26 protein-coding genes are annotated in these 26,285 nt (G+C 70.0%); 13 read left to right on the top strand and 13 right to left on the bottom strand.

Annotated elements, in window-relative coordinates:
* Positions 1 to 56: 56 nt before the first annotated feature.
* The 3 genes from H284_RS0111660 to pheA all read right to left on the bottom strand — a co-directional run bounded on the left by H284_RS0111660 (position 57) and on the right by pheA (position 2,288).
* Positions 57 to 518 carry a hypothetical protein gene (locus H284_RS0111660; RefSeq protein WP_020076369.1) on the bottom strand — a complete coding sequence of 154 codons (462 nt, stop codon included), beginning with the start codon at positions 516 to 518 and terminating at the stop codon, positions 57 to 59.
* Positions 519 to 631: 113 nt separating this feature from the next.
* The gene (locus H284_RS0111655; protein ID WP_020076368.1) at positions 632 to 1,255 is read right to left on the bottom strand and encodes a hypothetical protein; all 624 of its coding nucleotides are present in this window, start codon (positions 1,253 to 1,255) and stop codon (positions 632 to 634) included.
* A 31-nt stretch (positions 1,256 to 1,286) separates the two neighbouring features.
* Positions 1,287 to 2,288, bottom strand: coding sequence for a prephenate dehydratase (gene pheA / locus H284_RS0111650; protein WP_018192630.1), 1,002 nt, complete (start codon positions 2,286 to 2,288; stop codon positions 1,287 to 1,289).
* 57 nt (positions 2,289 to 2,345) lie between these two features.
* On the opposite strand from pheA, the gene pgm reads away from it, so the two are divergent.
* Positions 2,346 to 3,965, top strand: coding sequence for a phosphoglucomutase (alpha-D-glucose-1,6-bisphosphate-dependent) (pgm, locus tag H284_RS0111645; RefSeq protein WP_020076367.1), 1,620 nt, complete (start codon positions 2,346 to 2,348; stop codon positions 3,963 to 3,965).
* Positions 3,966 to 3,983: 18 nt separating this feature from the next.
* Here the strand turns inward: pgm and H284_RS0111640 are convergent, their stop codons facing one another.
* Together H284_RS0111640 and H284_RS0111635 are read right to left on the bottom strand one after the other, a co-directional pair.
* Complete coding sequence (locus H284_RS0111640; protein WP_231371187.1) at positions 3,984 to 4,811, bottom strand: M15 family metallopeptidase; 828 nt, start codon at positions 4,809 to 4,811, stop codon at positions 3,984 to 3,986.
* 60 nt (positions 4,812 to 4,871) lie between these two features.
* Entirely contained in the window at positions 4,872 to 5,771 is a 900-nt protein-coding gene (locus H284_RS0111635; RefSeq protein ID WP_020076365.1) for an amidase domain-containing protein, read from the bottom strand.
* Between the two features lie 319 nt (positions 5,772 to 6,090).
* On the opposite strand from H284_RS0111635, the gene H284_RS0111630 reads away from it, so the two are divergent.
* The 6 genes from H284_RS0111630 (at position 6,091) to H284_RS0111605 (ending at position 14,253) form a co-directional block, all read left to right on the top strand.
* Positions 6,091 to 8,157: an MDR family MFS transporter gene (locus H284_RS0111630; protein WP_018192634.1), complete on the top strand. Its 2,067-nt coding sequence runs from the start codon at positions 6,091 to 6,093 to the stop codon at positions 8,155 to 8,157.
* Between the two features lie 219 nt (positions 8,158 to 8,376).
* Positions 8,377 to 9,699, top strand: a complete 1,323-nt coding sequence (locus tag H284_RS0111625) for an ABC transporter substrate-binding protein (protein WP_018192635.1) — start codon at positions 8,377 to 8,379, stop codon at positions 9,697 to 9,699.
* A 68-nt stretch (positions 9,700 to 9,767) separates the two neighbouring features.
* Positions 9,768 to 10,850 (top strand): carbohydrate ABC transporter permease, encoded by a 1,083-nt coding sequence (locus H284_RS0111620; RefSeq protein WP_020076364.1) that lies wholly within the window; start codon positions 9,768 to 9,770, stop codon positions 10,848 to 10,850.
* A complete protein-coding gene (locus tag H284_RS0111615) occupies positions 10,847 to 11,749 on the top strand; it encodes a carbohydrate ABC transporter permease (RefSeq protein ID WP_020076363.1) in 903 nt (300 codons plus the stop codon). The genes H284_RS0111620 and H284_RS0111615 overlap by 4 nt, the downstream gene beginning before the upstream one ends.
* 2 nt (positions 11,750 to 11,751) lie before the next feature.
* Complete coding sequence (locus tag H284_RS0111610) at positions 11,752 to 13,203, top strand: GH1 family beta-glucosidase (protein ID WP_020076362.1); 1,452 nt, start codon at positions 11,752 to 11,754, stop codon at positions 13,201 to 13,203.
* Between the two features lie 27 nt (positions 13,204 to 13,230).
* On the top strand, positions 13,231 to 14,253 hold the full coding sequence (locus H284_RS0111605; protein WP_020076361.1) for a LacI family DNA-binding transcriptional regulator: 1,023 nt from the start codon (positions 13,231 to 13,233) through the stop codon (positions 14,251 to 14,253).
* Here the strand turns inward: H284_RS0111605 and H284_RS0111600 are convergent.
* Positions 14,241 to 14,801 (bottom strand): CGNR zinc finger domain-containing protein, encoded by a 561-nt coding sequence (locus tag H284_RS0111600; RefSeq protein WP_020076360.1) that lies wholly within the window; start codon positions 14,799 to 14,801, stop codon positions 14,241 to 14,243. The genes H284_RS0111605 and H284_RS0111600 overlap by 13 nt on opposite strands.
* A 45-nt stretch (positions 14,802 to 14,846) precedes the next feature.
* On the opposite strand from H284_RS0111600, the gene H284_RS0111595 reads away from it, so the two are divergent.
* The 3 genes from H284_RS0111595 to H284_RS0111585 all read left to right on the top strand — a co-directional run bounded on the left by H284_RS0111595 (position 14,847) and on the right by H284_RS0111585 (position 17,503).
* Positions 14,847 to 16,094 (top strand): hypothetical protein, encoded by a 1,248-nt coding sequence (locus H284_RS0111595; protein WP_020076359.1) that lies wholly within the window; start codon positions 14,847 to 14,849, stop codon positions 16,092 to 16,094.
* Positions 16,095 to 16,214: 120 nt separating this feature from the next.
* Positions 16,215 to 16,607: an SRPBCC family protein gene (locus tag H284_RS0111590; RefSeq protein ID WP_020076358.1), complete on the top strand. Its 393-nt coding sequence runs from the start codon at positions 16,215 to 16,217 to the stop codon at positions 16,605 to 16,607.
* A gap of 11 nt (positions 16,608 to 16,618) precedes the next feature.
* Positions 16,619 to 17,503, top strand: a complete 885-nt coding sequence (locus H284_RS0111585) for an alpha/beta fold hydrolase (protein WP_020076357.1) — start codon at positions 16,619 to 16,621, stop codon at positions 17,501 to 17,503.
* 4 nt (positions 17,504 to 17,507) lie between these two features.
* On the opposite strand, the gene H284_RS20525 is transcribed toward H284_RS0111585, so the two are convergent.
* From H284_RS20525 to H284_RS0111570, 3 genes are all read right to left on the bottom strand, one after another.
* Positions 17,508 to 18,257 (bottom strand): DUF4190 domain-containing protein, encoded by a 750-nt coding sequence (locus H284_RS20525; protein ID WP_020076356.1) that lies wholly within the window; start codon positions 18,255 to 18,257, stop codon positions 17,508 to 17,510.
* Positions 18,258 to 18,387: 130 nt separating this feature from the next.
* Entirely contained in the window at positions 18,388 to 19,212 is an 825-nt protein-coding gene (locus H284_RS0111575) for a phosphatase PAP2 family protein (RefSeq protein ID WP_020076355.1), read from the bottom strand.
* Between the two features lie 68 nt (positions 19,213 to 19,280).
* Positions 19,281 to 20,168 carry a DNA-methyltransferase gene (locus tag H284_RS0111570; RefSeq protein WP_020076354.1) on the bottom strand — a complete coding sequence of 296 codons (888 nt, stop codon included), beginning with the start codon at positions 20,166 to 20,168 and terminating at the stop codon, positions 19,281 to 19,283.
* Positions 20,169 to 20,199: 31 nt separating this feature from the next.
* Here H284_RS0111570 and H284_RS0111565 point away from each other — a divergent pair, with 31 nt between their 5' ends.
* On the top strand, positions 20,200 to 21,078 hold the full coding sequence (locus H284_RS0111565; RefSeq protein ID WP_020076353.1) for a hypothetical protein: 879 nt from the start codon (positions 20,200 to 20,202) through the stop codon (positions 21,076 to 21,078).
* Between the two features lie 154 nt (positions 21,079 to 21,232).
* On the opposite strand, the gene H284_RS0111560 is transcribed toward H284_RS0111565, so the two are convergent.
* Positions 21,233 to 21,709 carry an ATP-dependent zinc protease family protein gene (locus H284_RS0111560; RefSeq protein WP_018192647.1) on the bottom strand — a complete coding sequence of 159 codons (477 nt, stop codon included), beginning with the start codon at positions 21,707 to 21,709 and terminating at the stop codon, positions 21,233 to 21,235.
* A 26-nt stretch (positions 21,710 to 21,735) separates the two neighbouring features.
* Between H284_RS0111560 and rimK the strand changes: the two genes are divergently transcribed.
* Complete coding sequence (gene rimK / locus H284_RS0111555; RefSeq protein WP_020076352.1) at positions 21,736 to 22,962, top strand: 30S ribosomal protein S6--L-glutamate ligase; 1,227 nt, start codon at positions 21,736 to 21,738, stop codon at positions 22,960 to 22,962.
* Between the two features lie 8 nt (positions 22,963 to 22,970).
* Here the strand turns inward: rimK and H284_RS0111550 are convergent, their stop codons facing one another.
* Positions 22,971 to 23,552, bottom strand: a complete 582-nt coding sequence (locus H284_RS0111550; RefSeq protein WP_020076351.1) for a helix-turn-helix domain-containing protein — start codon at positions 23,550 to 23,552, stop codon at positions 22,971 to 22,973.
* Positions 23,553 to 23,617: 65 nt separating this feature from the next.
* Between H284_RS0111550 and H284_RS0111545 the strand changes: the two genes are divergently transcribed.
* Entirely contained in the window at positions 23,618 to 24,604 is a 987-nt protein-coding gene (locus H284_RS0111545; protein ID WP_020076350.1) for an NAD(P)/FAD-dependent oxidoreductase, read from the top strand.
* Here H284_RS0111545 and H284_RS0111540 read toward each other — a convergent pair.
* Both H284_RS0111540 and H284_RS0111535 read right to left on the bottom strand, forming a co-directional pair.
* Positions 24,564 to 25,535, bottom strand: a complete 972-nt coding sequence (locus H284_RS0111540) for a PrsW family intramembrane metalloprotease (RefSeq protein WP_020076349.1) — start codon at positions 25,533 to 25,535, stop codon at positions 24,564 to 24,566. The genes H284_RS0111545 and H284_RS0111540 overlap by 41 nt on opposite strands.
* 98 nt (positions 25,536 to 25,633) lie before the next feature.
* Complete coding sequence (locus tag H284_RS0111535) at positions 25,634 to 26,197, bottom strand: TetR/AcrR family transcriptional regulator (RefSeq protein ID WP_020076348.1); 564 nt, start codon at positions 26,195 to 26,197, stop codon at positions 25,634 to 25,636.
* Positions 26,198 to 26,285: the final 88 nt, after the last annotated feature.

Raw genomic sequence — 26,285 nt, 5'->3', positions numbered from 1 at the left:
AAGTCGCGCCTATAGAGCGGAAGTCGGGCGCAAAAGGAACAGGCCGAGCGGGCGAGTCAGCCCACCCCGCGGAGCACGCACAGGGTCTTCGGGGTCGGGGTGAGCTTCGACGCGACCGTCCACCGAGTTTCGGCCTGCGGTTCCACCGCGACCTTCGTGTCGCCCGTCCCGAGCACGGTGCCCTTGTCGCTCGTGAAGAAGATGGTGACCGTCAGTTCGACGGGAGCGTCGGTGGTGTTCTTCGCCGTCCCGGCCGCCTTCCAGCCGCCGTCCGCCTTCTCGCACGACGAGACGGTGACGGCACGGCGCAGTTCGGGAGTGTTCGGTACAGCGGTCGGCACGTCCGTCGCCTGCTGAACCCCGGCAGGCAGCCCGTTGACGTCGGCGGCGCCCGACGGCGAGGGGTTGGCACTCGGTTCGGGCGAGGCGGTGCAGCCGGCGAGCAGCGGGAGGGTCGCCGCGACCGCCAGCATGCCGACAGCGAGACGGGCGGGGAAGGGAGTGCGGCGCAACGTCACGGTGGATCCTCTCTCGCGTCGGTTCGACGGGTCGTCGACATCGTCGAGAGCCGTCGGCCTGGCCGCAGTGTATGGCGACCTCCGCGCGCTCCGAGAGACAGCTGTGCCCGGCATCATCCCGCCGGGGCGTCGTCCTCCGGAATCGCATCCCGCATCCGCCGACCGGAGAGCGCGGTCAGGAAGAGCAGACCGACGAGCGTCAGCAGCCCGACCGTGATGAGCGGCCCCGCGAGCATCCACCCGAGCTGGGCGAACACCAGCGCGCCCACGTCGGTGCTGGGCGTCGGGCCGCTGTACGACGACGTCACCGAGACGGCGTAGAGCACGATGCCGAGCACGACGAACCCGCCGCCGATGAGCCAGAGGGCGAGGATGAAGGGGTTGCGCCGCGGGTTCAGCTCGACGCCCGCGAGCGAGCCGGCGGAGGCGACCACGACCGTCTGAGCGGCGGGTGCCCCGGCCTCCAGCGGATCGGGCAGGACGGGGCGGCCCTCATCGAGCGAGAGCGCCGCCTCCTCGTAGGGGGTCAGCGGTTCGGACGGCGTCGCGGGCGCAGCGTCCTCACGCGTTCGCAGCAGCGACGACGGCCGGCGGTAGGCCGAGTCGGGAGCATCGGCGCGGACGCGCGTGCGGGCGCGCTCGCCCGGCTGCGGCTGATAACCGCGCTGGAATGCGGGGTCGAAGCGCGGGTCGAATCCGTCCGCCCGACCACTGTCGTCACGCTCGTCTGCGACCATGATGACCTCCCCGGCTGTCCTGTTCGGCAGCCTACGCCGACGCGCCGCCCTGCGCGCCTGCCGGCCGCTCCTCGTCGGTCAGGGAGGCCAGCCACTCGCGCGCCTCGGTGAAGACGTCGTCGCGATAGCGCTGGTCGAACTCCACCCGCTGACCGTCGGCCCGCGGGTACGAGCCGAGGAACATCACGGACGGGCTGAACCGGCGGAGACCGAGCAGGGCGTCGGCGACGCGCTCGTCCGCGATGTGGCCGTCCGCGTCGATGACGAACCGGTACCGGCCGAGCGCGTCGCCGATCGGGCGCGACTCGATGAGGCTCAGGTTGATCCCCCGCGTGGAGAACTGCTCGAGGAGGTCGAGGAGGCTGCCGGGACGGTCGTCGGGAAGCTCGGCGATGAGGCTGGTCTTGTCGGCGCCGGTCGGCTCCGGCACGCTGCGCGTGGTGCTGACGAGCACGAAGCGGGTGACGGCGTTCGGGTTGTCGCCGATGTTGTCGGCGAGGACGACCACGTCGTGGTGGTCGACGATCCCGGGCGGCGCGACCGCCGCATCCGCCGCGCTGCCCTCGAAGAGCGATGCGGCCGCGGCGACGTTGCTCGACGCCGGCAGGTGGCCGTGGTCGGGGAGGTGACGGTCGAGCCACTGGTGACACTGCGCGTAGGCCACGGGATGCGCGTTCACGGTGTGCACGTCGGCGAGTGTCGTGCCCGGGCGGGCGACGAGGACGAAGTTCACCGGCACGAGGTACTCGCCGATGATGCGCAGGCCCGGGATCGTGGCCAGCGCATCCTGCGCCACCGACACCCCGCCCTCGATCGAGTTCTCGATCGCGATCATCGCGGCGACACTGCGGCCCTCGACGACATCCGCGAGCGCCTCGCCGAGGTTGTTGACGGCCCGCCACTGCTTGCCGCGCGCCTCGGGCACCTGCTTGAGGGCCGCCTCCGTGAAGGTACCCGACGGTCCGAGGAAGCTGTACACGTCGTCGAGGGAGGCGGGCAGCTCCGCGGGGGCGCTGTCGGGGGCGGAGGACATGCCGCTCAGCTTACCGAGCCGTTGGCGTGGCTCCCGTGCCGTGGAAGAGTAGTCACCATGGACGAACGAGCCGGCACCCCCGCCCAGCCTTCCGACCTGATCGACGTCGACGCCCTGCGGCGCGCGTACTACGAGCTGAAGCCGGATGTGAGCATCCCGGAGCAGCGCGTGGTGTTCGGCACGTCGGGCCATCGCGGCTCGTCGCTGAACACCGCGTTCAACGAGGACCACATCGCCGCCACCACGCAGGCGATCGTCGAGTACCGCAACAGCCAGGGCATCACCGGCCCGCTGTTCCTCGGTGCGGACACGCATCTGCTGAGCGAGTTCGCGACGACCACTGCCCTCGCCGTGCTCGTCGGCAACGAGGTGCGCGTGCTGGTCGACGAGTTCGACGACTGGGTGCCGACCCCCGCCCTGTCGCACGCGATCATCCGCTACAACCGGGGCGGCCATGACGACCAGGCCGACGGCATCGTCGTCACCCCGAGCCACAACCCGCCCTCGGACGGCGGCTTCAAGTACAACCCGCCGCACGGCGGGCCGGCCGATACCGACGCGACCGGCTGGATCGCGAAGCGCGCCAACGAGATCATCGCGAACGGCATGACCGAGGTGCGGATGGCGGAGCCGTCGGGCGTCGAGACCTACGACTTCCGCGGCCATTACGTCGACGACCTCGAGAACATCATCGACGTGAAGGCGATCCGCGACAGCGGCATCCGCATCGGCGCCGACCCGCTGGGCGGCGCGAGCGTCAACTACTGGCAGGCGATCGCCGAGCGCTACGAGCTCGACCTGACCGTCGTGAACCCGGAGGTCGACCCGACCTGGGGCTTCATGACGCTCGACTGGGACGGCAAGATCCGGATGGACCCGTCCAGCCCCTCCGCGATGGCCTCCGTCGTCGCCCGACGCGCCGACTTCGACATCCTCACCGGCAACGACGCGGACGCCGACCGCCACGGGATCGTCACGCCCGACGGCGGCCTGATGAACCCCAACCACTACCTCGCCGTCGCGATCGACTACCTGTTCCGTACGCGCACCGAGTGGCGGAAGGACGCCGCGGTGGGCAAGACCCTCGTGTCGTCGTCGATCATCGACCGCGTCGCGGAGTCGCTCGGCCGTCGGCTGTGGGAGGTTCCGGTCGGCTTCAAGTGGTTCGTGCCCGGCCTCATCGACGGCACGGTCGGCTTCGGCGGCGAGGAGAGCGCCGGCGCCTCCTTCCTCCGCTTCGACGGCACGGCCTGGACGACCGACAAGGACGGCATCCTGCTGGCCCTGCTCGCCAGCGAGATCCGGGCCGTGACCGGCAAGTCGCCGTCGCAGCTGTACCGCGAGCTGACCGAGCGGTTCGGCGACCCCGTGTACCAGCGGGTGGATGCTCCGGCCACGCCCGAGCAGAAGGCCGCGCTCTCGAAGCTCGACGGTGACGCGATCACCGCGACCGAGCTGGCCGGCGAGCTGATCACGGCGAAGCTGAGCCGCGCGCCGGGCAACGACGCACCGCTCGGCGGCGTGAAGGTGCAGACGGAGTCGGCGTGGTTCGCCGCGCGGCCCTCCGGCACCGAGAACGTGTACAAGATCTACGCCGAGTCGTTCGTGGGCGAGGACGACCTGCGCGAGGTCCAGGACGAGGCGAAGCGGATCGTCGGGGACGCGCTGGGCGCCTGACTCAGCGTCGCCCCGCCGTCAGCCGGGGTAGGTCTCGCCGCCCGGGAGCCCGAAGAACTCCTCGAGAGTGGTGACGCCCGTGGTGTGCAGCTGCGTGGAGAGGAGCACTCCGACGTAGCGAAAGTGCCACGGCTCGTACGTGAAGCCCGTGACGGCGACCTTGTCGGCCGGGTAGCGGAGGATGAATCCGAAGCGCCAGGCGTTCGCCGCCAGCCAGCGGCCCTGCTCCGTCTCGCCGAAGCAGGCGTCGAGAGAGCAGTGCGCGGGGACGGCGCTGATGTCGACGGCCAGGCCCGTCTGGTGCTCACTGTGCCCCGGCCGTGCGGTGTCCGTGTCCGCGTATGCCTGCCCGTTCCGGGCGACGTCGTCGGCGTACACGCGCGTCTGCGAGTCGAAGGAGCGATAGGCGCTCTGGATGGAGAGGCTCAGGCCCGCCTCCGACTTCGCCGCCTGGAACATGGCCACGACGGCGGCGGCAGTCTCCTGCCTCATCGGCTGGTCGTTGAGGTTCGGCAGGTCCGGATAGATGAGGTCGGTGGGGGCGTAGTTCGCCGGGTTCAGCCCCCGCGCCTTGTTGACCACGACCCAGGGACTGGCCGGATCGTCGGTCGACTGCGCCGTCTTGTCGAAGGGCACCGGTGTCGGCGTCGGCGGGAGGGTGGGGGTCGGACGCGGCGGCCGGGGCGACGGGGCGGAGCGGTGCGGTGTCGGACGATGCGTCGCGCCGGCCGCCGCGACAGAGCCGGGGACGCATCCCGAGAGCACGAGCATCGCCACGAGTGCGCCGCCGATCACGGCGGCGCGCCGCATCCCCACCCGCCGTTCGCGGGCACCCCCCAGAGTCACGCGATGAGCATAGCTCACGCACGTGACGCGGCCCGGCGGGTGTGACCGGAATGGCGACCGTTACTTGGAGAGGCTCCAGAAGTGGCCGATGCCACCCGGGTGGTCGACCGTGATGGCCTCGTCGAGGTCGCGGTAGTCGCTGTCCTCGTTGTGGCCCACCATCTTGATCTTGATCTGGCCGTTCACGTTCTGCACGGCGGACACGATCTGGACGTGGTCGAGCGAGTTGTTGTCGTTCCAGTCGAACATCACGATGTCGCCGACCTTGATCTTGTCGCGCTGGTCGAACGAGTACTCGGTGAGACCCAGCTTGGCGGCGTTCTCACGGAAGTAGTTGTCCATGGCGGGGACGTATCCCCACGCCGGGCTCCAGTCGGCCGCGGCGTCGTGGTTGTACCAGTCGCCGTTCATCTGCCAGCCACGGGCGATGAGGGTCTGGCTGACGAAGTTGGCGCAGTCGCCGCCGACCGGGTTGAGGTCGCCGTACTCGGCCGTGTTGTAGTTCTTCCAGTAGGTGAGCGCGTACGCGAGCTGCTTGTCGACCGGCGTCTGCACCTGGTAGTCGTACGTGGCGGTGGTCGCGGTCACGGGCTTGCCGCTCTTATCGGTGACCGTGATGGGCACGCTGCCCGCCTGGAAGTTGGCGGCGGCGGGCACCGTGACCACGACCTTGTCGTCGGTGGCGTGGGTGACGGTGGCCGACTGACCGCCGACCTGGACCGCTGCGACCTTCTCGAGGTTGGAGCCGGTGAGGGTGACGGTTCCGCCGGAGACGCTGCCCGCGGCGGGCTGCACCGACGACACGACGGTCGCGGACGGGGACGGCGTGGGCGCGGCGGCCTGCGCGACGGCTTTCGTGACCGGCGACGGCTCACCGGCGCATGCCGTGAAGACGAGCGCCGCGGAGGCGGCGACAGCGGCTGCGGCGAGGATGCGGCGGGGACGGCTGAGAGATCTCATAGAACTTTCGAGGCGATTTAAGAGACGGTCGGGGGTCGGCGTTTCCAACGTACGCCTTCTATATATGCGTCACCTGGATGGGGGCCACCTGCGTTCGTTTTCCGCCACACGGAGAGCGCGGTTTCCCGCTGATGGCAACGCTGCCACCGTCCCCTGTTCGCCGCTGGCGAACGAGTGAGCGCGGTACCTCCCGCATGCGTTGTGAGTATCGAGGCAGCGGGTGTAACTTTGCAGTCTCCGCAAAATTCTCTTTGCCCCACACCGGTGTGACGTTCCGCGTGCCGGGCGTCCCCACACCCGACTCTCGACACGGAGACAGATGTCCAGTCAGACCAGCGCGGCGACAGCCGCACCCAAACCGATCATGTCGCATCGCGAGATCCTTCTCGTGATCTTCGGCCTCATGGCCGGCATGTTCCTGTCCGCCCTCGACCAGACGATCGTCGGCACGGCGATCCGCACCATCGGCGACGACCTGCACGGACTCAGCGAGCAGGCGTGGGTCACCACCGGTTACCTGATCGTCTCGACGATCTCGACGCCGATCTACGGCAAGCTCTCCGACATCTTCGGCCGTCGGCCGCTGTTCGTCATCGCCATCGTGATCTTCATCGTCGGATCGATCCTCGCGTCGTTCTCGACGTCGATGGTCGAGCTCGCGGCCTTCCGTGCCATCCAGGGCCTCGGCGCCGGCGGTCTGATGTCGATGCCGCTCGCGATCATGGGCGACATGCTCGCACCGCGAGAGCGGGCGAAGTACCAGGGCTACTTCCTCGCCGTCTTCGGCATCTCCAGCCTCATCGGCCCGCTCATCGGCGGACTCTTCGCCGGTGCGGACCAGATCCTCTGGATCACCGGATGGCGCTGGGTCTTCCTCATCAACGTGCCGATCGGCCTCGCCGCGCTCGCGATGGTGCTGCGGTTCCTGCACCTGCCCAAGCGGGAACGCGGGTCCGCCCGCATCGACTGGTGGGGTGCAGCCGGCGTGATCGTCGCGCTCGTCCCGCTGCTGCTGGTGGCCGAGCAGGGCCGCACGTGGGGCTGGGACAGCCCGGCCTCCATCGCCTGCTACGTGATCGGCGTCATCGGCGTCATCGCGTTCATCCTCATCGAGATCGCGATGAAGGACGACGCGCTCATCCCGATCAAGCTGTTCCGCTCGAGCACCTTCTCGATGGCGACCATCATCGGCGTCTTCGTGGGCTTCGGGATGTTCGGAGCCATGCTGACCCTGCCGCTCTACCTGCAGCTGGTGCTCGGCTCGACTCCGACGGAGTCCGGTCTGCAGCTGCTGCCGATGATCCTCGGCCTGATGGTGTCGTCGATCGTCTCCGGCCAGATCATCGCGCGCACCGGCCGCTACCGGCAGTTCCCGATCATCGGTACCGCGATGCTCGCCGGCGGGTTCTTCTACCTGACCTTCATCAAGGCGGACGACTCGTACTGGTTCATCGCGGGCGCCATGCTGCTGATCGGCCTGGGCCTCGGCCAGCTGATGCAGACGCTGACCATCGCCAGCCAGAACTCGGTCGGCCTGCGGGACATGGGTGTCGCGACCAGCGCATCCACGTTCTTCCGGCAGATCGGTGGAACGCTCGGCACGGCCGTCCTGCTGTCCCTGCTGTTCACGGTGTTCCCGACGAACATCAAGACGGCGCTGACCGACACCCCGACGCTGACCAGCGCTCTGGATGCCGCGCTCACCCCATCGGTCGCCAGCGCGCCCGAGAACAAGCAGATCATGGACCAGATCTACAACAAGATCGTCGACCCGATCGAGAAGCAGGCGCAGGCCCAGGCGCACCAGGCCGGCGTCCAGCAGGCGGTCGCCCAGGGCGTCCCGCAGGCCGTCGCCGAGCAGAAGGTGCCCGCCGAGCCGATCGACTTCTCGAACGCCGATCAGCGCAAGCAGGTCGTCGACGCCGTCGTGCCGACGGTCGCCGACAAGCTCAAGACGACGAACAGCGGCTCCAACAGCGCTGACGTCAACGACACCTCGTTCCTGAACGACGCGGACCCGCGCCTCGCGCAGCCGTTCCTCGTCGCCTTCAACGCCTCGGCGGTGACGGTCTACTGGGTCGCGATGATCGTGGTGCTGATCGCCTTCGTGCTGTCGCTGTTCTTCAAGACCCCGCCGCTGCGCGCCAAGTCGGCCCTGCAGGAGGCGGCGGACGACGCAGCCGACGCGGCCGACGCGCAGGCCGAGAAGGATCGGGCGCTCACCCCGGCGGGCGTGCTCGCCTCCGCGGCGGAGGACGACGACGCCGAGGAGTACGACACCGGCATCATCGCCAATCGCGCTGCTGCCGAATTCGGTGCGCTGATCGAGCCGGGTGCGGACACCGCATCCACTCGGGCGCAGCGCCCGCGGCCCGCGGTCGACTAGCGCGACGCTCACGGGACGGCCGTCACCCCTCGGGGTGGCGGCCGTTTCGCATGTCCCGGAAAGACGCGGATGAGAGCGCGACCACGCAGGACTTGACACGAGCACGCGAAGCGATCTACATTCTGTTCCAACGCGTGAGAGCGCTCTCACGCTTTCAGAATGAGAGCGCTCTCAGCGCGCACCAGGCGCACACAAGACACACGCACAAAGGAGTGAACCGTGAAGCTTTCACGACGCACCAGGATCGCCGCGGCCGTCGCCGGCGCAGCATCCTTCGCCCTCATCGCAGCCGGATGCTCATCGAGCGGAGGCAGCGGATCGAGCTCGGACCCCACCACGCTGACCGTCACCACGTTCGGCACGATGGGCTTCGACAAGCTCTACTCGCAGTACGAGAAAGAGCACCCCGGAATCAAGATCAAGGCCACCAACATCGACACCGGTGACAACGCGCTCACCGACTGGCAGACCAAGCAGGCGGCCGGAAGCGGCCTCCCCGACGTCCAGGCCGTCGAAGAGGGCTGGCTCAGCAAGGTCATGCAGGTCTCCGACCAGTTCAACGACCTGAAGGACTACGGCGCGAACGACATCAAGGACCGCTGGGTCGACTGGAAGCTGAAGCAGGCCACCGACAAGAGCGGCCGGATCATCGGCTACGGCACCGACATCGGACCGGAGGGCCTCTGCTACAACGGCAAGCTCTTCGCCGCGGCCGGCCTCCCCAGCGACCGCGAGTCCGTCGCCAAGCTGTTCGGCGGCGACAACGCCACCTGGGACGACTTCTTCAAGGTCGGCGAGCAGTACCACGCCGCCACCGGCAAGCCCTGGTACGACCAGTCCGGCTTCATCTGGAATGCCATGGTGAACCAGCAGGAGGAGGGCTACTACACCAAGGACGGCAAGCTCAACATCGAGGACAACAGCGACCTCAAGGCACTGTGGTCGAAGCTCGCGGCCGGCGCTGCTGCCGGTCTCTCCTCCAACCAGACCCAGTGGGACTGGGGCAAGGGCAAGGCCTTCACCGACGGCTCCTTCGCCACGTTCGTCTGCCCCGGCTGGATGCTGGGCGTCGTGCAGGGCCAGGTCAAGGCCGGCGGCGGGGATGCCACCAGCGGCTGGGACTTCGCCAACGTGTTCCCGGGCGGCGCGGCCAACTGGGGCGGATCGTTCCTGACCGTCCCGAAGCAGTCGAAGCACCCGAAGGAGGCCGCGGCCCTCGCGGCATGGCTGACCACCGCCAAGTCGCAGGTCCAGACCTTCCAGGCCGCCGGCACCTTCCCGTCGGTGACCGCCGCCCAGACCGACGCGGGCGTCACTGGTGAGAGCGACCTGACGAAGTTCTTCAACAACGCGCCGATCGGCCAGATCCTCGGTGAGCGCGCCAAGGGCGTCGTCGCCCAGTACAAGGGACCGGACGACTCCGTCATCCAGTCGCAGGTGTTCGGGCCGTCCGTCCAGGAGCTCGACTCCGGCAAGGCGAACGGCGACCAGGCATGGAGCAACGCCATGAAGCTGCTCAACCAGCTGGTCGTCAACAAGTAACCCGAAACCGCACAAGGGCCCCCGCCGTCGCAACAGCGGCGGGGGCCCGCTCCACGGGGAGAACCGCCATGACCACCACCGCACCCACCGCCCGGGACGACGCCGCAGGCGCCGCCGCCCCCGCTGCATCGCGGCGGCGCGGCCGCGCCCCACGCGCCGACCTCAACTTCAAGCAGCGCCTCAGCCGCTTCGACGTCAAGGCGTCGCCCTACTTCTACATCGCGCCCTTCTTCATCCTCTTCGGGCTGGTCGGGCTCTTCCCGCTCGTCTACACGTTCGTCGTCTCGCTCAACAACTGGAACCTGCTCACCGGGCCCGGCGAGTGGGTCGGCTTCAAGAACTATGCAGCGGAGCTCAGCGACCCGTTCTTCTGGAACTCGCTGTTCAACACGATCAGCATCTTCCTGCTCTCCGCCATCCCGCAGCTGATCGCCGCCGTCTTCATCGCGGCGATCCTCGACCAGAACATCCGCGCCAAGACCTTCTGGCGGATGAGCGTGCTGCTCCCCTACGTCGTCACCCCTGTCGCCGTGACCCTCATCTTCTCGAGCGCGTTCGACGAGAAGTACGGGCTCATCAACAACATGCTGCAGGCCATCGGCCTCGACCCGGTGATGTGGAAGACCCAGACCTTCCCGTCGCACGTCGCCATCGCCTCCATGGTGAACTGGCGGTGGACGGGCTACAACGCGCTCATCCTGCTGGCCGCCATGCAGGCGGTCCCCCGCGACATCCACGAGTCGGCCGCCCTCGACGGCGCCGGATCGTTCCGCCGCTTCTTCTCGATCACGCTGCCGAGCATCCGCCCGACGATGATCTTCGTCATCATCACGGCCACCATCGGCGGACTGCAGATCTTCACCGAGCCCAAGCTGTTCAATCCGTCCAGCGCAGTCCCGGGTGGCCCGCAGCGGCAGTACCAGACCACCGTGCTCTACCTCTGGGACATGGCGTTCAACCGTCAGAACTTCGGAAAGGCCTCCGCGATCGCGTGGCTGCTGTTCCTTCTGATCGTGGTGTTCGGCGTGCTCAACTTCCTGATCTCGCGCCGCATCGCCTCGACCGAGAGCCGGCTCAGTAAGAAACGGACCGCGAAACGACTGCAGGCCTCGCGCATCCTGGCCGCAGCGAGCGAGGAGAAGAACCTGTGACCGCCACAGCACGCGAGACCCGCGCGCCCCGCCCCGTCGCCGGGACCCGACCCGGACGGGCCCCCAAGCGCAAGGCCCTCGGCATCGACCGCCGGCCCGGATTCCTCACCTACGGCATCCTGCTCGCCCTGTTCATCGGCGGCGCCTACCCGCTGTGGTGGTCGTTCGTCGCCGGCTCCAGCGACAGCACTGTGCTCACGTCGACCTGGCCGCCCCTGCTGCCCGGCGGGCAGTTCTGGACCAACGTCGGCGAAGTGCTGAACACCGTGCCGTTCTGGCTGGCGCTCGGCAACTCGATCATCGTCGCGTCGGTCATCACCGTCTCGGTCGTCGGATTCTCGACGCTGGCCGGCTACGCGTTCGCCAAGCTGCGCTTCCGCGGACGGGAAGGCCTCATGGTCTTCGTCGTCGGGACGCTGGCGGTGCCGACACAGCTGGGCATCATCCCGCTGTTCATGGTCATGAAGCAGTTCGGCTGGACGGGCACCCTCGGCGCGGTCATCGTGCCGACCCTGGTCACGGCGTTCGGCGTGTTCTTCATGCGGCAGTACCTGGTCGACGTGATCCCCGAGGAGCTCATCGAGGCGGCCCGCGTCGACGGCGCGAGCATGATCCGCACGTTCTGGCACGTCGGCGTCCCGGCCGCGCGACCGGCCATGGCTATCCTCGGCCTCTTCACGTTCATGACCGCGTGGACGGACTACCTCTGGCCGCTGCTCGTCGCGCCGCAGAACCCGACGCTGCAGGTGGCGCTCAGCCAGCTGCAGTCGGCGAAGTACGTCGACTACTCGATCGTGCTCGCCGGAGCCGTGCTCGCCACCATCCCCCTGCTGATCCTCTTCGTGCTCGCCGGCCGGCAGCTGGTCTCCGGCATCATGGCCGGCGCGGTGAAAGGTTGAGAATGAACCGCACCTGGCCCGACGGCTTCCTCTGGGGGTCGGCCACCGCCGCAGCGCAGATCGAGGGCGCCGCCCACGAGGACGGCAAGGAGGACTCCATCTGGGATGCCTTCGCCCGGGTCCCGCAGACGATCGCCGGCGGCGACACCCCCGAGGTGGCGGTCGACCACTACCACCGCATGCCGCAGGACGTCGCGCTCATGGCCTCCCTCGGGCTGCAGTCGTATCGGTTCTCGACGTCGTGGGCGCGGGTGAAGCCGGGCGACCGGACCGTGAACCCGGCCGGGCTCGCGTTCTACGACCGGCTGGTCGACGAGCTGCTCGGCGCCGGCATCCTGCCGTGGCTCACGCTGTACCACTGGGACATGCCGCAGGCGCTCGAGGAGAAGGGCGGGTGGGCGGACCGCGACACCGCGTACCGGTTCCGGGATTACGCGATCGCCGTGTACGACGCCCTCGGCGACCGGGTCGACCACTGGACGACTTTCAACGAGCCGCTGTGCTCCTCCCTGATCGGCTACGCGGGCGGCGAGCACGCCCCCGGGCGGCAGGAGCCGCGCGCCGGGCTCGCCGCGCTGCACCACCAGCACCTCGCCCACGGGCTCGCCGCCGCTGCGATCCGCTCGCGGGCTGCCGAGCGCGGGAAGGGCGATGAGCTGAAGCTGGGCATCACGCTCAACCTGACGACCGCCGTGCCGAACGATCCCGCCGATCCGGTGGACCGCGAGGCCGCCCGCCGCATCGACGGCCTGTGGAACCGGATGTACCTCGAGCCGCTGCTGCTCGGCGCCTACCCGGCCGACGTGCTGGAGGACGTTCGCGAGTACCGGTTCGAGGAGCTCGTCCACGACGGCGACCTCGCCGCGATCGCGGAGCCGCTCGACTTCCTCGGCGTGAACCACTACCACGACGACAACGTGAGCGGGCATCCCCTTGGCGCGGACGAACCCGCGCCGGTCGTGCCGACGCCGCGGCCGACCTCGTCACCGTTCGTCGGAAGCGAGGACGTGACCTTCCCGTCGCGGCGCCTGCCGACCACCGCGATGGGATGGGAGGTCAACCCCGACGGGCTGCGCGGGCTGCTGGTGCGCCTCACCCGCGACTATCCGACCCTCCCGCCGCTGTACATCACCGAGAACGGCGCCGCGTACGAGGACGTCGTGTCCGACGACGGCCGCGTGCACGACAGCGAGCGCGCGGCGTACATCCTCGCCCACCTCGACGCGGTCGGTCGCGCCATCGACGAGGGAGCCGACGTGCGCGGGTACTTCGTCTGGTCGCTGCTCGACAACTTCGAGTGGGCGTGGGGCTACGCCAAGCGGTTCGGGATCGTCCGCGTCGACTACGAGACGCAGGAGCGCACGGTCAAGGACTCGGGGCGGGCGTTCGCCGAGGTCATCGCGGCAGCACGCGCGGAGGGCGTCGCGGAGGAGGTCGCCGCGTCGCGCGTCTAGCATGGACGCGAGCGACGAGGAGACCCGATGACGACGGAGCAGATCACGGGCGGGGCGGTGCCGACCCTGGAGGCGGTGGCCGCGCGCGCCGGGGTGTCGCGCGCGACCGTGTCGAGGGTCGTCAACGGATCGCCCAAGGTGACGGCGGAGGTCGTCGCCGCGGTCGAGCGGGCGATCGCCGACCTCAACTACGTGCCCAACCGCGCCGCGCGCTCGCTGGCGTCACGGCGCACGCAGGTCGTCGCCCTCGTCGTGCCGGAGTCGACGGCCAAGGTGTTCGCCGACCCGTTCTTCGCGTCCATCGTCCAGGGGGTGGCGCTCAGCCTCGCCGACACGGAGTACACGCTCAACATGGTGATCTCGTCGGAGACCACCCCCGACAAGACCCGGCGCTACCTGATGGGCGGCAACGTCGACGGAGCGCTCGTGGTCTCGCACCACTCGGGCGACCACTCCTACGCGCAGCTGGGCGCATCCCTCCCGCTCGTCTTCGGCGGACGCCCGGTCAGCGAGACCGAGCACCTCTCGTATTACGTGGATGTGGACAACGTCGCCGGCGCTCAGGTCGCCACCCAGCACCTGATCGACCGCGGGCGACGCAACATCGCCCTCATCACCGGACCGCAGGACATGCCGGCCGGCCTCGACCGCTACACGGGCTGGAAGCGGGCGATGGATGCGGCCGGGCTCGACGCCACACGCGTCGCGTATGGCGACTTCTCACCCGCCTCGGGCTCGGAAGCGATGCGGCGGCTGCTGGCGGAGGGCCGTCCGATCGACGGGCTGTTCGCCGCGAACGACCAGATGGCGGCCGGAGCGTACTCGGCGATCCACGAGGCAGGGCTCAGCATCCCGGGCGACATCGCGGTGGTCGGGTACGACGACGACAGCTTCGGCCTGATGTCGACGCCGCCGCTGACGACGGTGCACCAGCCGTCGATCGGCCTGGGCGAGACCATGGCGCGCGTGCTCGTGCGGCGCCTCGCGGGCGAGAACGTCGACCGCGTGACGCTGCTGCCGACCGAGCTGGTGGTGCGTCAGAGCACCTGAGGCGCACCGCGTCCGGCGCGCTTGCGGGCGCGGTAGGCGGCGGCCTTCGCGCGGTCGCCGCAGCCGGCCATCCCGCACCAGCGGCGATTGGATGCGCGCGACGCGTCCAGGAACGGCCGCGTGCAGTCCGTGCCCTCGCACCACTTGAGGTGCCGGGCGTTCTCGGGACGGAACGCGTCCACGGCGGCCCGCGCGACCGCCGCGAGGCAGCCGCTGAGGTCGCCCGTCGTGGTGACGGCACGGTCGGTCGCGAGGACGGCGACCGGGAGGGGCGCCGCGGCGTGACGCTGCAGCTGCCGGACGGCGTCCGCGTCGAGCGGTTCGCCCGGATCCGTGGTGAGCAGCTGCCAGATCGTCTCGCGGAGGCGGAGGGCCTCGCGGTGGCCGGTGTCGTCGACAGGCGGCGGCGCATCCACCACTCCCGCGTCGGCGAACCAGCGGGCCAGCGCCTCAGGGGTCGGGACGCGTTCGACCGCCGTCGTCCGGCGTTCGGCGACGGTCGCCACGAAGTCGAGGGCGAGATTGCCCGCGACGAACTCGAAAGTCACGTCACTATCTTGACAGGTGACGCGACCCGGAGCAACGTGTGGCGCATGAGCGAGCGGAGAGCCGGCGTCATCGCCTACCTCACCTCGGCGGTGACGGCGCGGTCGGCGGACGCGGGGGCGATCGTCGCGGCGGTGCTCGCGGGAACGGCCGTCGGCGGTCCCGCCGCGGGAGGGCTGCTGGCCGCCGCGCTCACCATCCCGCACCTGATCGGGCCGCTCGCCGGACGGCTGCTGGATGCGCGCGAGCGGCCGGGTCCGGTGCTCGCCGGCGCCTTCCTCTGGTACGCGGCGTTTCTCGTCGTCGCCGCGGTGACGCTGCCGGTGAGCATCATCGGTGCGGCGGCGGCGCTGGCGGCGGCGGGATGCGCGGGACCGCTCGTCACGGGAGGGCTGAGCAGCCGGTTGGCGTCCATCCTGGCGGTTCGGTCGACGGCAGATGCGACCGCGGCGGACGCAGCCAGTGTCACCCGACGGCGCGGGCAGGCCCTGGACGCGCTGACGTACGGCGCCGCGGGGACAGTCGGCCCGGCCGCCATCGCCGCCGGCGCTGTCCTCCTCTCGCCCGCCGGAGCACTGGCCGCAACGGCAGGGCTGCTGGTGATCGCCGCGGTCCCGGTGCTCTGGCTGCCGCGCACGCGCCGGACCGCAGCGCGTGCTGCGGGCGGCGGCATCCTTCGAGTGCTGCTGACGTCCGCGCCCCTTCGGCGCACCACCGTCGCCACGGTCGGCTCGGCGACCGCCCTCGCTGCGGCGCCGGTGATCGCGGCCGCTCTCGCGTCGAGCCGAGGCGCGGCGCCGTCGTCGGCGGCCCTCCTCATGGCGCTGTACGGCGCGGGCGGCCTGGCCGCGGCGCTTCTGCTCATCGCACGGCCGCTGTCCGGGTCGCCCGAGCGGCTGGTGCGCATCGGCGTCGCGGTCACGGGCGTCGCGCTGCTGCTGCCCCTGGCGGCGCTGCTTGCGCCTTCGGCCGAGACAGCGATCGGCGGTGTGGCGTTCGCGCTGGTAGGAGCATCCAACTCCGCCCTGTTCGCGGCGACCCTTGCCGCCCGCACCGAGTACTCGCCGCCCGGGGCAGCCGCGCGCGTCTTCGCGACCGTCGCCGGCGTCAAGGTGGCCGGGAGCGCGATCGGCGTGGCCGCCGCCGGACTGATCGCTCCGTTCGGCGCCGGGGTCCTCATCCTCTGCGCCGCAGGCGTCTGCGCACTCACCCTCACCGCCGTCGCCCTCGACGCCGCGATCGCGTCCCGTCCCTCGCGCGCCGCCCGCTCGTCCCGCACTTCCCTCGCCCCCTGACCCCCACCGTCGAGTCCGCACATTTTGCACACTTCGACGGCGTGGGGCGTGCAAAGTTCGCGGACTCGACGGTGGGGGCAGGGGGATGCGGAGGGGGCGGGGCGAGCGTACGGTCGCGGCATGCCTACATACACCGCGAAGCGAGCGCTCGATGGCGACGCCGACGAGTACTTCGACTACGTCTCCGACCCGGAGAACCTTCCCGCCTACTTCCCGCGCATGACCGAGGCGCACGAACTGCCCGACGGCAAGGTCGAGACGACCGCCCACGTCGACGCCGACCAGGACGGCACCGACGAGACGGTCACCTCAGAGGCCAACTTCGACGTGGATCGTGCCGCACGCGAGGTGCGCTGGTCGGCTCCCGGGCCGCACGACTACCACGGCTCCCTCCGCCTGACCGACGACGGTGTCAAGCTGAGCATCCACACCACGCAGGAGTTCGACGGGATGCAGCAGGCGCTCGACGGGTCGCTCGCGAAGATCGCCGAGAACCTGCGCGAGAAGGCCTGACCGTCCGGACGATGTTCGACGGGTTCGAGATCACCGACGTCGATGTCGGCGAGGCGCGCATCCACGTCCGGATCGGCGGCGACGGACCGCCGATCGTGCTGCTGCACGGCCACCCGCGCACAGGCTCCACCTGGCATCGGGTGGCGCCGCTGCTCGTGGAACACGGCCGTACCGTCGTCGTGCCGGATCTGCGCGGCTACGGCCGCTCGACCGCACCGCCGCCGCGCGGCGACCACGCGCAGGCGTCGAAGCGGGCGATGGCCGACGACGTCCGCGAACTGATGCATCGACTCGGCCACGACCGGTTCGACGTGGTCGGCCACGACCGCGGCAGCTACGTGGCATTCCGGCTGGCGATGGACCATCCCGAAGCCGTCCGCCGCGTCGCCCTGCTCGACTGTCTTCCCATCGTCGAGCACCTCGACCGCATCACGCCGGAGTTCGCCACCCAGTGGTACCACTGGTTCTTCTTCGCCCAGCCGGACGCTCCCGAGCGCGTCATCACCGCCGACCCGGACTCCTGGTACCACGGCGACCCCGAGGCGATGGGACTCGAGAACTTCGCCGAGCGACGGGAGGCCATCCACCGCCCCGAGGTCGTGCGCGCGATGCTGGAGGACTACCGCGCGGGGCTGACGGTCGACCGGGCCGACGAAGAGAGTGACCGCGCGGCCGGGCGACAGCTGACGATGCCGCTGCTCGTGCTCTGGTCACTCCGCGACGACCTCGAGCAGCTCTTCGGCGACCCCCTCGCGATCTGGGATGCGTGGGCCACCGACGTCCGGGGACACGGGATCGACTCGGGCCATCACGTCGCCGAGGAGGCTCCCGCGGAGCTCGTCGGAGCGCTCACCGGGTTCTTCGACGAGCACGAGGACGGCTCCGCGGCGCCCTGATCCGCTAACGGCAGGCGGTCTCCAGCTCCGTCATCGCGGCTGATAGCGTCGTGAGCTGCTCCTTGGCCCGGGCGATCGTGTCGTACGCGCTCCCCGGGTCGGCCGGGGCATCGGTGGACGCGGCCTCGAAGGTCGCGATGACATCGTCGAGCGCCGTCACTGCGTTCTCCGCAGCGTCGGCGACCTTCGGGTCGTCGATCGTCACGGCGAGCGCGTGCGCCTCAGCGGAGAGCTCCTGCATTTCCGAGATCGCCTCGATGCGCTCAGCACCTGTGGCCTGGGCGATCCCGCCCATCTGCTCGCTGATGTCGACGACGAGTTCGCCGATCTCCTGGCACCCCGGCTTGTGGAACGCGGACGGCGAGCCCTTCTGCGATGCCGTGTCGACGGCGCTCTGCACGGCGGCCGCGGTAGCGACGACGATCAGGATCGACACCACGATGGTGAGCACGCTCACGACCGCGCCGACGATGATGCCGGACCAGGCCAGACCGCGACCCTTGTCGCCCGTCCGCTTGATCTGGGAAAGAGCGATGCCTCCGCAGATGAAGGCGGCGAGGGGGACGAGGAAGCCTGCGATCAGGGCGATGATCGCCAGGACGTTGGTCTTCTGCGGGCGCGCGTGCGCAGGAAGGCCGGGCGGGATGGGCGGGATGGGCGGGGCCGAATCACCGGGTGGGACCGACGCGGCGGGTTCGATGGGAGCGGCGGGTCGGGCGTCCGTCTCCGCGGGGGTGGGGGTGTCGTCGTTCATGGGGCCTTCCTGGGCGCGGCAGGCGCGCCGGGCGTCGAAGGGCGGCGCGAAATCACCGCCCACCCGTGCAGACGCACCGAATGTCGGCACTATGACGCGGCTGCGGCCGAGGCGAACACCCGCCCGAGTGTCAGGCCAGGCGGCGGTACAGGCGGTTGCCCAGCGCGGCCAGAACGAACCCGGTCGCCACGATCGCGGCGACGCCGCCCGCGTAGGCGATGAACAGGTGTTCCGTTCCCGATTGGGCCGAGAAATAGGTGACCAGCAGCGCGATGACCGAGCCGGCCGCGCAGACCGCACCGATCCAGACCAGCGGCCACAGCTTGCTGCGCACCGGCGGTTCGGCACCCGGGAGGTGCAGCCACGAGAGCACGATCCCGGCGAGGCAGCCCCAGAACGCGACGACGAGCATTCCGGCGACGACGTCGCTGGGCCGGTGCCACTGCTCGACCAGGGTGGATGCGCCGGCCGCGATCGCGAAGATCGAGCCGATGACCGCGGCGACCGGGCGGAGGCGCGGCGACGCCACCAGGAATACGACCAGCGCCGCAGAGGCGGCGACCGCCGTGTGGCCGGAGGGCAGCGAGTTGGAGAGCCCGACATCCACGCCCTTCTCGGGCCGGGACAGGATGGTGTACTTCAGCACCTGCGTGCTCACGTTCGCGCCGATGGCCGCTCCGACCGCTACCGCGAAGACCAGCCAGTTGCGCCGGACCAGCACGATCACGATGGCCGCGATCGCTCCGATCACCACCGAGGCGACCGGCAGCGCGTTGAGGAAGGTGTGCGCGAACTCGATCACGTCGCCCTTCCACGCATCCGCCCCCGCGAACGCCCGCTCATCGATCACCTGGCCGATGTAGCTCTGCACGAACACCAGGTAGACGGCGACGAACGAGCCGGCGGAGACGAGCGCACCCCAGAAGAAGGGGAGGGCGCGGAGGCTCGATCGCATAGTGCATCCACCCTTCCACACACGACTCTGAGATTTCCGGACGAACGCCGAGGATCGCGGGGATCCGCTCAGTCGACGAAGCGAACCCCGGGTTCGCAGGCCGCCAGCCGGTCGCGCATGACCGCGACGGCGGCCGGATTGCTGTCCACCAGCACGAAGCGCCGCCCGAGCGCCGAGGCGACCGCGCCGGTCGTGCCGCTCCCCGCGAAGAAGTCGAGCACCCAGTCCCCCTCCCGGCTGGACGCCTGGACGATGCGACGAAGCACACCCTCCGGCTTTTGCGTCGGATATCCGGTCTTCTCGCGGCCGGTCGGCGACACGATGGTGTGCCACCAGACGTCCGTCGGCAGCTTGCCGAGCTGCGCCTTCTCCGGCGTGACGAGCCCCGGCGCCATGTACGGCTCGCGCTCGACCGCGGCATTGTCGAAGTGGTACGCCGACGGGTTCTTCACGTAGACGAGGATCGTGTCGTGCTTGGCCGGCCACCGGTTCTTCGGCTTCGCGCCGTAGTCGTAGGCCCAGATGATCTCGTTGAGGAACGACTCCCGGCCGAACAGCGCATCCAGCAGCACCTTCGCGTAGTGCGATTCGCGGTAGTCGAGGTGGAGGTACAGCGTCCCGTCGTCGGCAAGCACCCGCCAGGCCTCGATCAGGCGCGGCTCCAGGAAGCCCCAGTAGTCCTCGAAGCGGTCGTCGTAGCTGAGCAGGTCGCCCTTGATGCGCTCGTAGCTGCGCCCCTTGAACCCGATCACGCTGCCGGCGCCGCCCTCGGAGCGCACCGACGTGAGCGTCTGCCGCGCCTGCGGCCGCCCGGTGTTGAAGGGAGGATCGAGGTAGATCAGGCGGAAGGACGCGTCCGGCAGGGCCGCCAGCACCTCCAGGTTGTCGCCCTGCACGACCGTGCTGGGCGCATCCGGATGCCACAGCGGTTGGGCTGCGGGAGCGGGCTGCGACATGCGACCATTCTCGCAGCGGAGAGAATGGACTGTGCACAACCTCGGCCTCCTCTTCGACGTCGACGGGCCCATCGCGAGTCCCGTCACCCGCACCATCGCCATCCGCAGCATCGTCACCGACCTGGTGGCGATGGCCGCCGCGGGCGTCCCGATCGCGTTCATCACCGGGCGGTCGGGCGATTTCATCCGCAACCAGGTGGTGACGCCGCTGTGCGACGCGGGCCTCGGCGATGCCCTCGACCAGCACGGCGCGCGGATGTTCGGCGTGTTCGAGAAGGGCGGCGCGTGGGCGCCGATCACCGGCGAGGGGATGGGCGAGGTCACCGTGGACGAGACGGTCGCCTTCACGCCCGAGGCGGTCGACGCGGTCCGCCGGCTCGTGCGCGACCGCTTCGCCGACACCATGTTCTTCGACGAGACGAAGCGCGCGATGATCTCGGTCGAGCAGCGCACCGACGTGGATGCGGACAGCTACGCCGAGGCCCAGTCGCGCTTCCAGGACGCCGCCTTCGACGCGCTGACCGGCCTCGGAGTCGGCCTGCGCTACGGCGACCGGGAAGCCCGCGACGCCGACGGCGCGGTGCCGTACCGGATCGACCCGACCATCATCTCCACCGACATCGAGTCGGTGCTGCTCGACAAGGACCGCGGCGCGCAGCGCGCCTTCGACTACTTCGCGGCGCGCGGGCCGCTCCCCCGCCGTTGGCGGTCGGTGGGCGACTCGCGCAGCGACTACAAGATGGCGGACTTCGTGCACGACGCAGGCTACGAGGTGGCCCACGTGGATGTGCGGCCCTCCGACGGTGTGCTCGACCGGCCGTACCAGGTGATCACGATCGGCGACGCCATCCACGACGACGCCGGCGCCGAGTTCCTGGCGCACTGGAGGCGCGAACTCGGTCTGGACTGAGCGCCGCGCCTCGCCGTCCGCGAGATTTGCGCCAAATCTCCGTTATGGGGCCGTCAAAACCGAGATTTGCGCCAAATCTCCGTTATGGGGCCATCAAAACCGAGATTTGCGCCAAATCTCGCGACAGCCGGTGGGAGACGCGGAGGTGCGCGCGTCAGGCGAGCTCGCGGCCGCGGTTGCGGCGGCGGATCTCTCGCGGCGCCCGGCCGCCGAGGAAGGAGCGCGCCGGGTCCACCATGAAGCCCTGGCGGAGCGCCTCGCGCCCGACCAGCATCCGGAAACCCATCTGGTCGCGGTTGGTCAGCGTCGTCTCCGCGGTCACCGGGCGGCCGCCGAGCACCAGGTCGAGCAGCACGACGATCCGCTCCTCCGTGTGACCGGACGAGCTGCGCACCACGCGGCGGTCGTGCACCGCGCACTCGGCGGTGACCGCATCCCGATCGGAGTCCTGCCACGGCTGCACCCGGAATCGCACCCGATCGCCCGGCAGCTCCTCGATGTCGAAGGCGTGCAGGGACGAGCTGCGGGCTCCGGTGTCGACCTTCACCTTGATCCACGGCACGCCGATGCCGGGAAGGCTCACCCACTCACGCCAGCCGACCGTGTCGGTGGTTGGATGGAGGTCGGCCATTCCCCCATCTTTGCAGGAGCCCTCCCGTGAAACTCGCCATCCTCTCGCGCGCCCCGCACGCGTATTCGACGCAGCGGCTGCGCTCGGCGGCCGAGAACCGCGGTCATACGGTCAAGGTGCTCAACACGCTCCGGTTCGCGATCGACCTCTCCGGCGACGAGCCGGACCTCCAGTACCGCGGCCGGCTGCTGTCCGATTACGACGCGATCCTGCCACGCATCGGCAACTCGATCACCTATTACGGCACCGCCGTCGTGCGGCAGTTCGAGCAGATGGATGTGTACACGCCGAACACCGCGAACGGCATCACGAACTCGCGCGACAAGCTGCGGGCGACGCAGATCCTCTCGCGCCACAACATCGGGATGCCGCGCACGGCGTTCGTGAACAGCCGCGCGGACGTGCGCATGGCGATCGAGCGCGTCGGCGGTGCGCCCGTCGTGATCAAGCTGCTCGAGGGAACCCAGGGCATCGGCGTCATCCTGGCCCCGGAGGCGAAGATCGCGGAGTCGATCATCGAGACGCTGCACTCCACGAAGCAGAACGTGCTCATCCAGAGCTTCATCGCCGAGAGCCGCGGGCGCGACATCCGCGCGCTCGTGGTCGGAGATCGGGTGGTGGCCGCGATGCGGCGCGTGGCGAGCGGGGACGAGTTCCGCTCCAACGTGCACCGCGGCGGCACCGTCGAGAAGGTCGCGCTGACTCCCGAATTCGAGGAGGCGGCGGTGCGGTCGGCGCAGATCATGGGACTCCGCGTCGCCGGCGTCGACATGCTGGAGGGCAAGGACGGCCCGCTGGTCATGGAGGTCAACTCCTCGCCGGGGCTCGAGGGCATCGAGCGGGCGACCGGACTGGATGTGGCCGGAGCGATCATCGACTTCATCGACAACCAGGTGGCGTTCCCCGAGATCGATGTCCGTCAGCGCCTCACCGTCTCGACCGGCTACGGAGTCGCCGAGCTGCTCGTGCACACCAACGCGGACCTCGTCGGCAAGACCCTCCGCGACTCCGGTCTCGGCGACCGCGACATCTCGGTGCTCACCCTGCACCGGGGCGCGTCCGTCATCCCGAACCCGCGCAGCGGCGTCGTCCTGGAGGCGGGCGACCGGCTGCTCTGCTTCGGACGGCTGGAGGAGATGCGGTCGATGATCCCGGACCGCCGCAAGCGCCGGGCCAAGGTGCGCAAGCTGCCGAAGGAGGCCCAGGAGGCGCTGACCGAGAGCGAGACCGCACCCGTCGCAGCGACGCAGTGAGAGCGCCGCTATCCGTCCCCCGCCGCCGTCGTGCGGGCACGGACATGCGCCCGCTCCCCCTGCGCGCCGAACAGTGAGAGCAGTTCGACCGCGCCTCCGGTCTCCGTACCGAACCAGTGCGGCACCCGGGTGTCGAACTCGGCCGCTTCCCCGGGCTCCAACACGACCTCGTCGTCGCCGAGCTTCAGGCGCAGGCGGCCGCTGAGCACGTAGAGCCATTCGTACCCCTCGTGGGTCCTCTGCCGCGGAACCGAACGGGCGCCGGGCGGAATGACGATCTTGAAGGCCTGCAGTCCGGCGGCGTGGCGCGAGAGCGGAAGCATCGTCATGCCGTCGCGACGGATCGGCTGGGCTCGCACACGCGGGTCGGCGGAGGGCGCGTGGACGAGCTCGTCGAGGGTCGTCCCGTAGACGCGCGCCAGCGGCAGCAGCAGCTCCAGGGTCGCCCGGCGGCGGCCGGACTCCAGGCGGCTGAGTGTGCTGGCGGAGATGCCGGTCGTCTCCTCGACCTCGGCGAGGGTCAGGCCGCGGTCGTTGCGCAGACGGCGCAGGCGGGCTCCGGCGGCGACGATGGCGTCTTCGGTGTCCATCCGCCCAGTTTGCCACTTCGGCAAGAGAATTTGCCATCCTGCATCCCCGCACCGACACTGGCTGCATGACGGACCAGTGGGAACAGCGGGACGAGATGGTGGACGCCGTGGTGATCGGCGGCGGTGCGGCGGGACTCAACGGCGCGCTCATGTTGGCGCGCTCGCGGCGAGAGGTGCTCGTGATCGACTCGGGGTCGCCACGGAACGCTCCGGCGGACGGCGTGCACGGTCTTCTCGGCCGTGAGGGGATGCCGCCGGCGGAGCTGCTGCGGATCGGGCGCGAGGAGGTCCGGCGTCATGGCGGACGCATCCTCGACGGCGAGGTGACGGATGCGGTGCGCTCGGGCGACGGATTCGTCTTGACCCTCGGCGACGGACGCACCGTCGGGGCACGCCGCCTGCTGGTCGCGACCGGGCTGCGGGATGTGCTCCCCGACATCCCGGGCCTCGCCGAGCGCTGGGGACGCGACCTCGTGCACTGCCCGTACTGCCACGGCTGGGAGGTCCGCGACCGGGCCATCGGAATCGTCGCGACCGGGGAGGGATCGGTGCATCAGGCGCTGCTCTTCCGGCAGCTCTCCGACGACGTCGTGTACCTGGCGAACGGTCACGAGCTCGACGAGACCACGCGGACGCGATTCGAGGCGCTGGGCGTCCCAGTCGTCGAGGGGCGTATCGCCGCCGTCGAGACGGCGGACGACCGCATCGCCGGCGTCCGGTTGGACGACGGCACGCTGGTCGCGCGGGAGGTGCTCGCCGTCGGCTCGCGCATGGAGGCCCGCACGCACGGCCTACAGTCCCTGGGTCTGCGCAGCATCGAGCTGCCCGGCGGGATGGGCACCAGCATCGAGTCGGACGAGTTCGGCCGAACCGGTGTGCCCGGAGTCTGGGCAGCGGGCAACGTCGCCGACGCCAAGGCGCAGGTCGGCGCCGCCGCAGCCGCCGGCGCGCTGGCCGGCGCCCAGATCAACGCGGAACTCGCGCTGGAGGACGCCGACCGCGCGGTGGCGCTCAGACGGTCGGCTGCCGCGGGCCGTCCTGCGGGCCGCTGACGGGCTGCTCGACCGCCCGCAACCGCTCGGCGCGGCGGTAGTGCCGCAGCACGAGCCAGAGGGTCAGGATGCCGCCGGCAGCGACGACGATCAGCACGACGATGTAGAGGATGCCGGCCAGCGCTGTCACGGCCGACGCGGTCTGCGCGCTGAGACCGCCGGCCGTGGTGAGCTCCTCGACCGCGCGACCGTTCGCGAGCAGGGCGATGACGGCCGCCAGATCGCTCGCCGAATCCCAGAGCCCGTGCAGGATGGCGACGCCGACGTAGGTCACGACGATCCAGATCGAGAACCGGAAGCGGTCGCGTCCCCGCGCCGCGCCGAACAGCACGGCACCGAGCACCGCCGTCCAGAGCACATGGCCGACCGGCGCGAGGATCGCACGGAGCACCTCGGTCTGCAGCAGTGAGACGAGGTCGATGCCGCGCGCCGTGATCGCCGCATTGAAGGCGTACCCGGCCGACTCGAACGCGGCGAAGCCCGCTCCGACGGTCGCACCGAGCAGAGCGCCCTGCGTGGCCGTCTTCGGCACGACCCGCCAGCCGATGATGACCAGCAGGATGCCTTTCACCAGCTCCTCGATGAGGCCGACCAGCAGATACAGCCAGTAGCTCTGGTGCAGGTTCACCTCGAGCAACGAGGCACCGAGCACGCCGAAGATCCCGCCGATGAAGAAGGCGAGCACCAGCTGCAGCGAACTGACGCTGCCGCTCACGCGCTCGATGGCGAAGAGGACGACGCAGAACGGGACGAGGAAACTCCCGAGGAGGATGAGCGTCGGGATGAGGTTGGTATTGCCGGTGACGATCGTCACGACGATCGTCAGGATCCACAGCGCCAGGCCCGTGAGCAGCGTCTTCCACCACCAGCCGTGATGGTGGTGCGGGTGCGGCGCTGCTTCAGGCCGGTCTGTCCACGTCTCTGCTGCCATCCGACTCCCCTTCGCTCGATGCCGCGCCGCCCGCTGACAGTGCGATCATCTTCCCACTGCGGCGGCTCTACGCCAGGGCTCCGGCTCGCCGACAGGGCTCAGGCGAGGGAGCGGAAGCGTGCGACGCCCTCGGCGACGAGCTCGCGGAGGTCGAGCGGCTCGTCGGAGGCGATCCAGCGTTCGAAGGCGATACGGAAGGCGGCCATCGCGGCCTCGGCGGCGATGGCCGCCTCGTCCGGCTCGAAGCCGCGCTCGACCAGAGCGGAGGCGGACGCGGAGGTGACGGTCGCGAGCTTCAGCAGCTCGCGCTCCTGAAGGCTCGCGTTCGCCGCGATGACGGCCGCGCGTCGGCGTGCGAACGTCGGGTCGGGACTGCTCTGGAGGAACCCTGCCGCGGCATCCATCCCCGCGGCGGCGGCGGCCAGCGCGGTCGTGGCCTCCGTGTGGTCCGCGATGGCCGAGAGCACCGTCTGCTGGAACGCGGCGGACCCGGCGAAGAGCACCTCGCGCTTGTCGGCGAAGTGACGGAAGAACGTTCGCTCGGTCACGCCTGCGCGGGCGGCGATGTCGGCGACCGTCGTCTGCTCGTATCCCGGGTCGAGGTAGAGCTCGAGCGCGGCGCGCGCGAGACGTCCCTGCGCATCCGGCTCCCAGCGTCCCATGTGTCCAGTGTAGTGATGACAGTTGCTGACATGAGTGCTACGCTGACGTCAGTCTCTGACATCAGCGGTTGATCGATCGGGAAGAGAC

It is taken from the genome of Cryocola sp. 340MFSha3.1, from assembly GCF_000383315.1.
Classification (GTDB): Bacteria; Actinomycetota; Actinomycetes; order Actinomycetales; family Microbacteriaceae; genus Leifsonia.
Note: the sequence above shows the minus strand (reverse complement) of the source record. Positions and strands in the feature narration are given on the sequence as shown.

Excerpts from the sequence above, each read along its gene's own strand:
- H284_RS0111630 (WP_018192634.1), top strand. The coding sequence starts at position 6,091 with ATGTCCAGTCAGACCAGCGCGGCGACAGCCGCACCCAAACCGATCATG.
- H284_RS0111535 (WP_020076348.1), bottom strand. The coding sequence starts at position 26,197 with ATGGGACGCTGGGAGCCGGATGCGCAGGGACGTCTCGCGCGCGCCGCG.
- H284_RS0111610 (WP_020076362.1), top strand. The coding sequence starts at position 11,752 with ATGAACCGCACCTGGCCCGACGGCTTCCTCTGGGGGTCGGCCACCGCC.
- H284_RS0111585 (WP_020076357.1), top strand. The coding sequence starts at position 16,619 with ATGTTCGACGGGTTCGAGATCACCGACGTCGATGTCGGCGAGGCGCGC.
- H284_RS0111550 (WP_020076351.1), bottom strand. The coding sequence starts at position 23,552 with ATGGACACCGAAGACGCCATCGTCGCCGCCGGAGCCCGCCTGCGCCGT.
- H284_RS0111570 (WP_020076354.1), bottom strand. The coding sequence starts at position 20,168 with ATGTCGCAGCCCGCTCCCGCAGCCCAACCGCTGTGGCATCCGGATGCG.
- pgm (WP_020076367.1), top strand. The coding sequence starts at position 2,346 with ATGGACGAACGAGCCGGCACCCCCGCCCAGCCTTCCGACCTGATCGAC.
- H284_RS0111560 (WP_018192647.1), bottom strand. The coding sequence starts at position 21,709 with ATGGCCGACCTCCATCCAACCACCGACACGGTCGGCTGGCGTGAGTGG.
- pheA (WP_018192630.1), bottom strand. The coding sequence starts at position 2,288 with ATGTCCTCCGCCCCCGACAGCGCCCCCGCGGAGCTGCCCGCCTCCCTC.
- H284_RS0111655 (WP_020076368.1), bottom strand. The coding sequence starts at position 1,255 with ATGGTCGCAGACGAGCGTGACGACAGTGGTCGGGCGGACGGATTCGAC.
- H284_RS0111620 (WP_020076364.1), top strand. The coding sequence starts at position 9,768 with ATGACCACCACCGCACCCACCGCCCGGGACGACGCCGCAGGCGCCGCC.
- H284_RS0111575 (WP_020076355.1), bottom strand. The coding sequence starts at position 19,212 with ATGCGATCGAGCCTCCGCGCCCTCCCCTTCTTCTGGGGTGCGCTCGTC.
- H284_RS0111595 (WP_020076359.1), top strand. The coding sequence starts at position 14,847 with ATGAGCGAGCGGAGAGCCGGCGTCATCGCCTACCTCACCTCGGCGGTG.
- H284_RS0111605 (WP_020076361.1), top strand. The coding sequence starts at position 13,231 with ATGACGACGGAGCAGATCACGGGCGGGGCGGTGCCGACCCTGGAGGCG.
- H284_RS0111545 (WP_020076350.1), top strand. The coding sequence starts at position 23,618 with ATGACGGACCAGTGGGAACAGCGGGACGAGATGGTGGACGCCGTGGTG.
- H284_RS0111590 (WP_020076358.1), top strand. The coding sequence starts at position 16,215 with ATGCCTACATACACCGCGAAGCGAGCGCTCGATGGCGACGCCGACGAG.
- H284_RS0111635 (WP_020076365.1), bottom strand. The coding sequence starts at position 5,771 with ATGAGATCTCTCAGCCGTCCCCGCCGCATCCTCGCCGCAGCCGCTGTC.
- H284_RS20525 (WP_020076356.1), bottom strand. The coding sequence starts at position 18,257 with ATGAACGACGACACCCCCACCCCCGCGGAGACGGACGCCCGACCCGCC.
- H284_RS0111540 (WP_020076349.1), bottom strand. The coding sequence starts at position 25,535 with ATGGCAGCAGAGACGTGGACAGACCGGCCTGAAGCAGCGCCGCACCCG.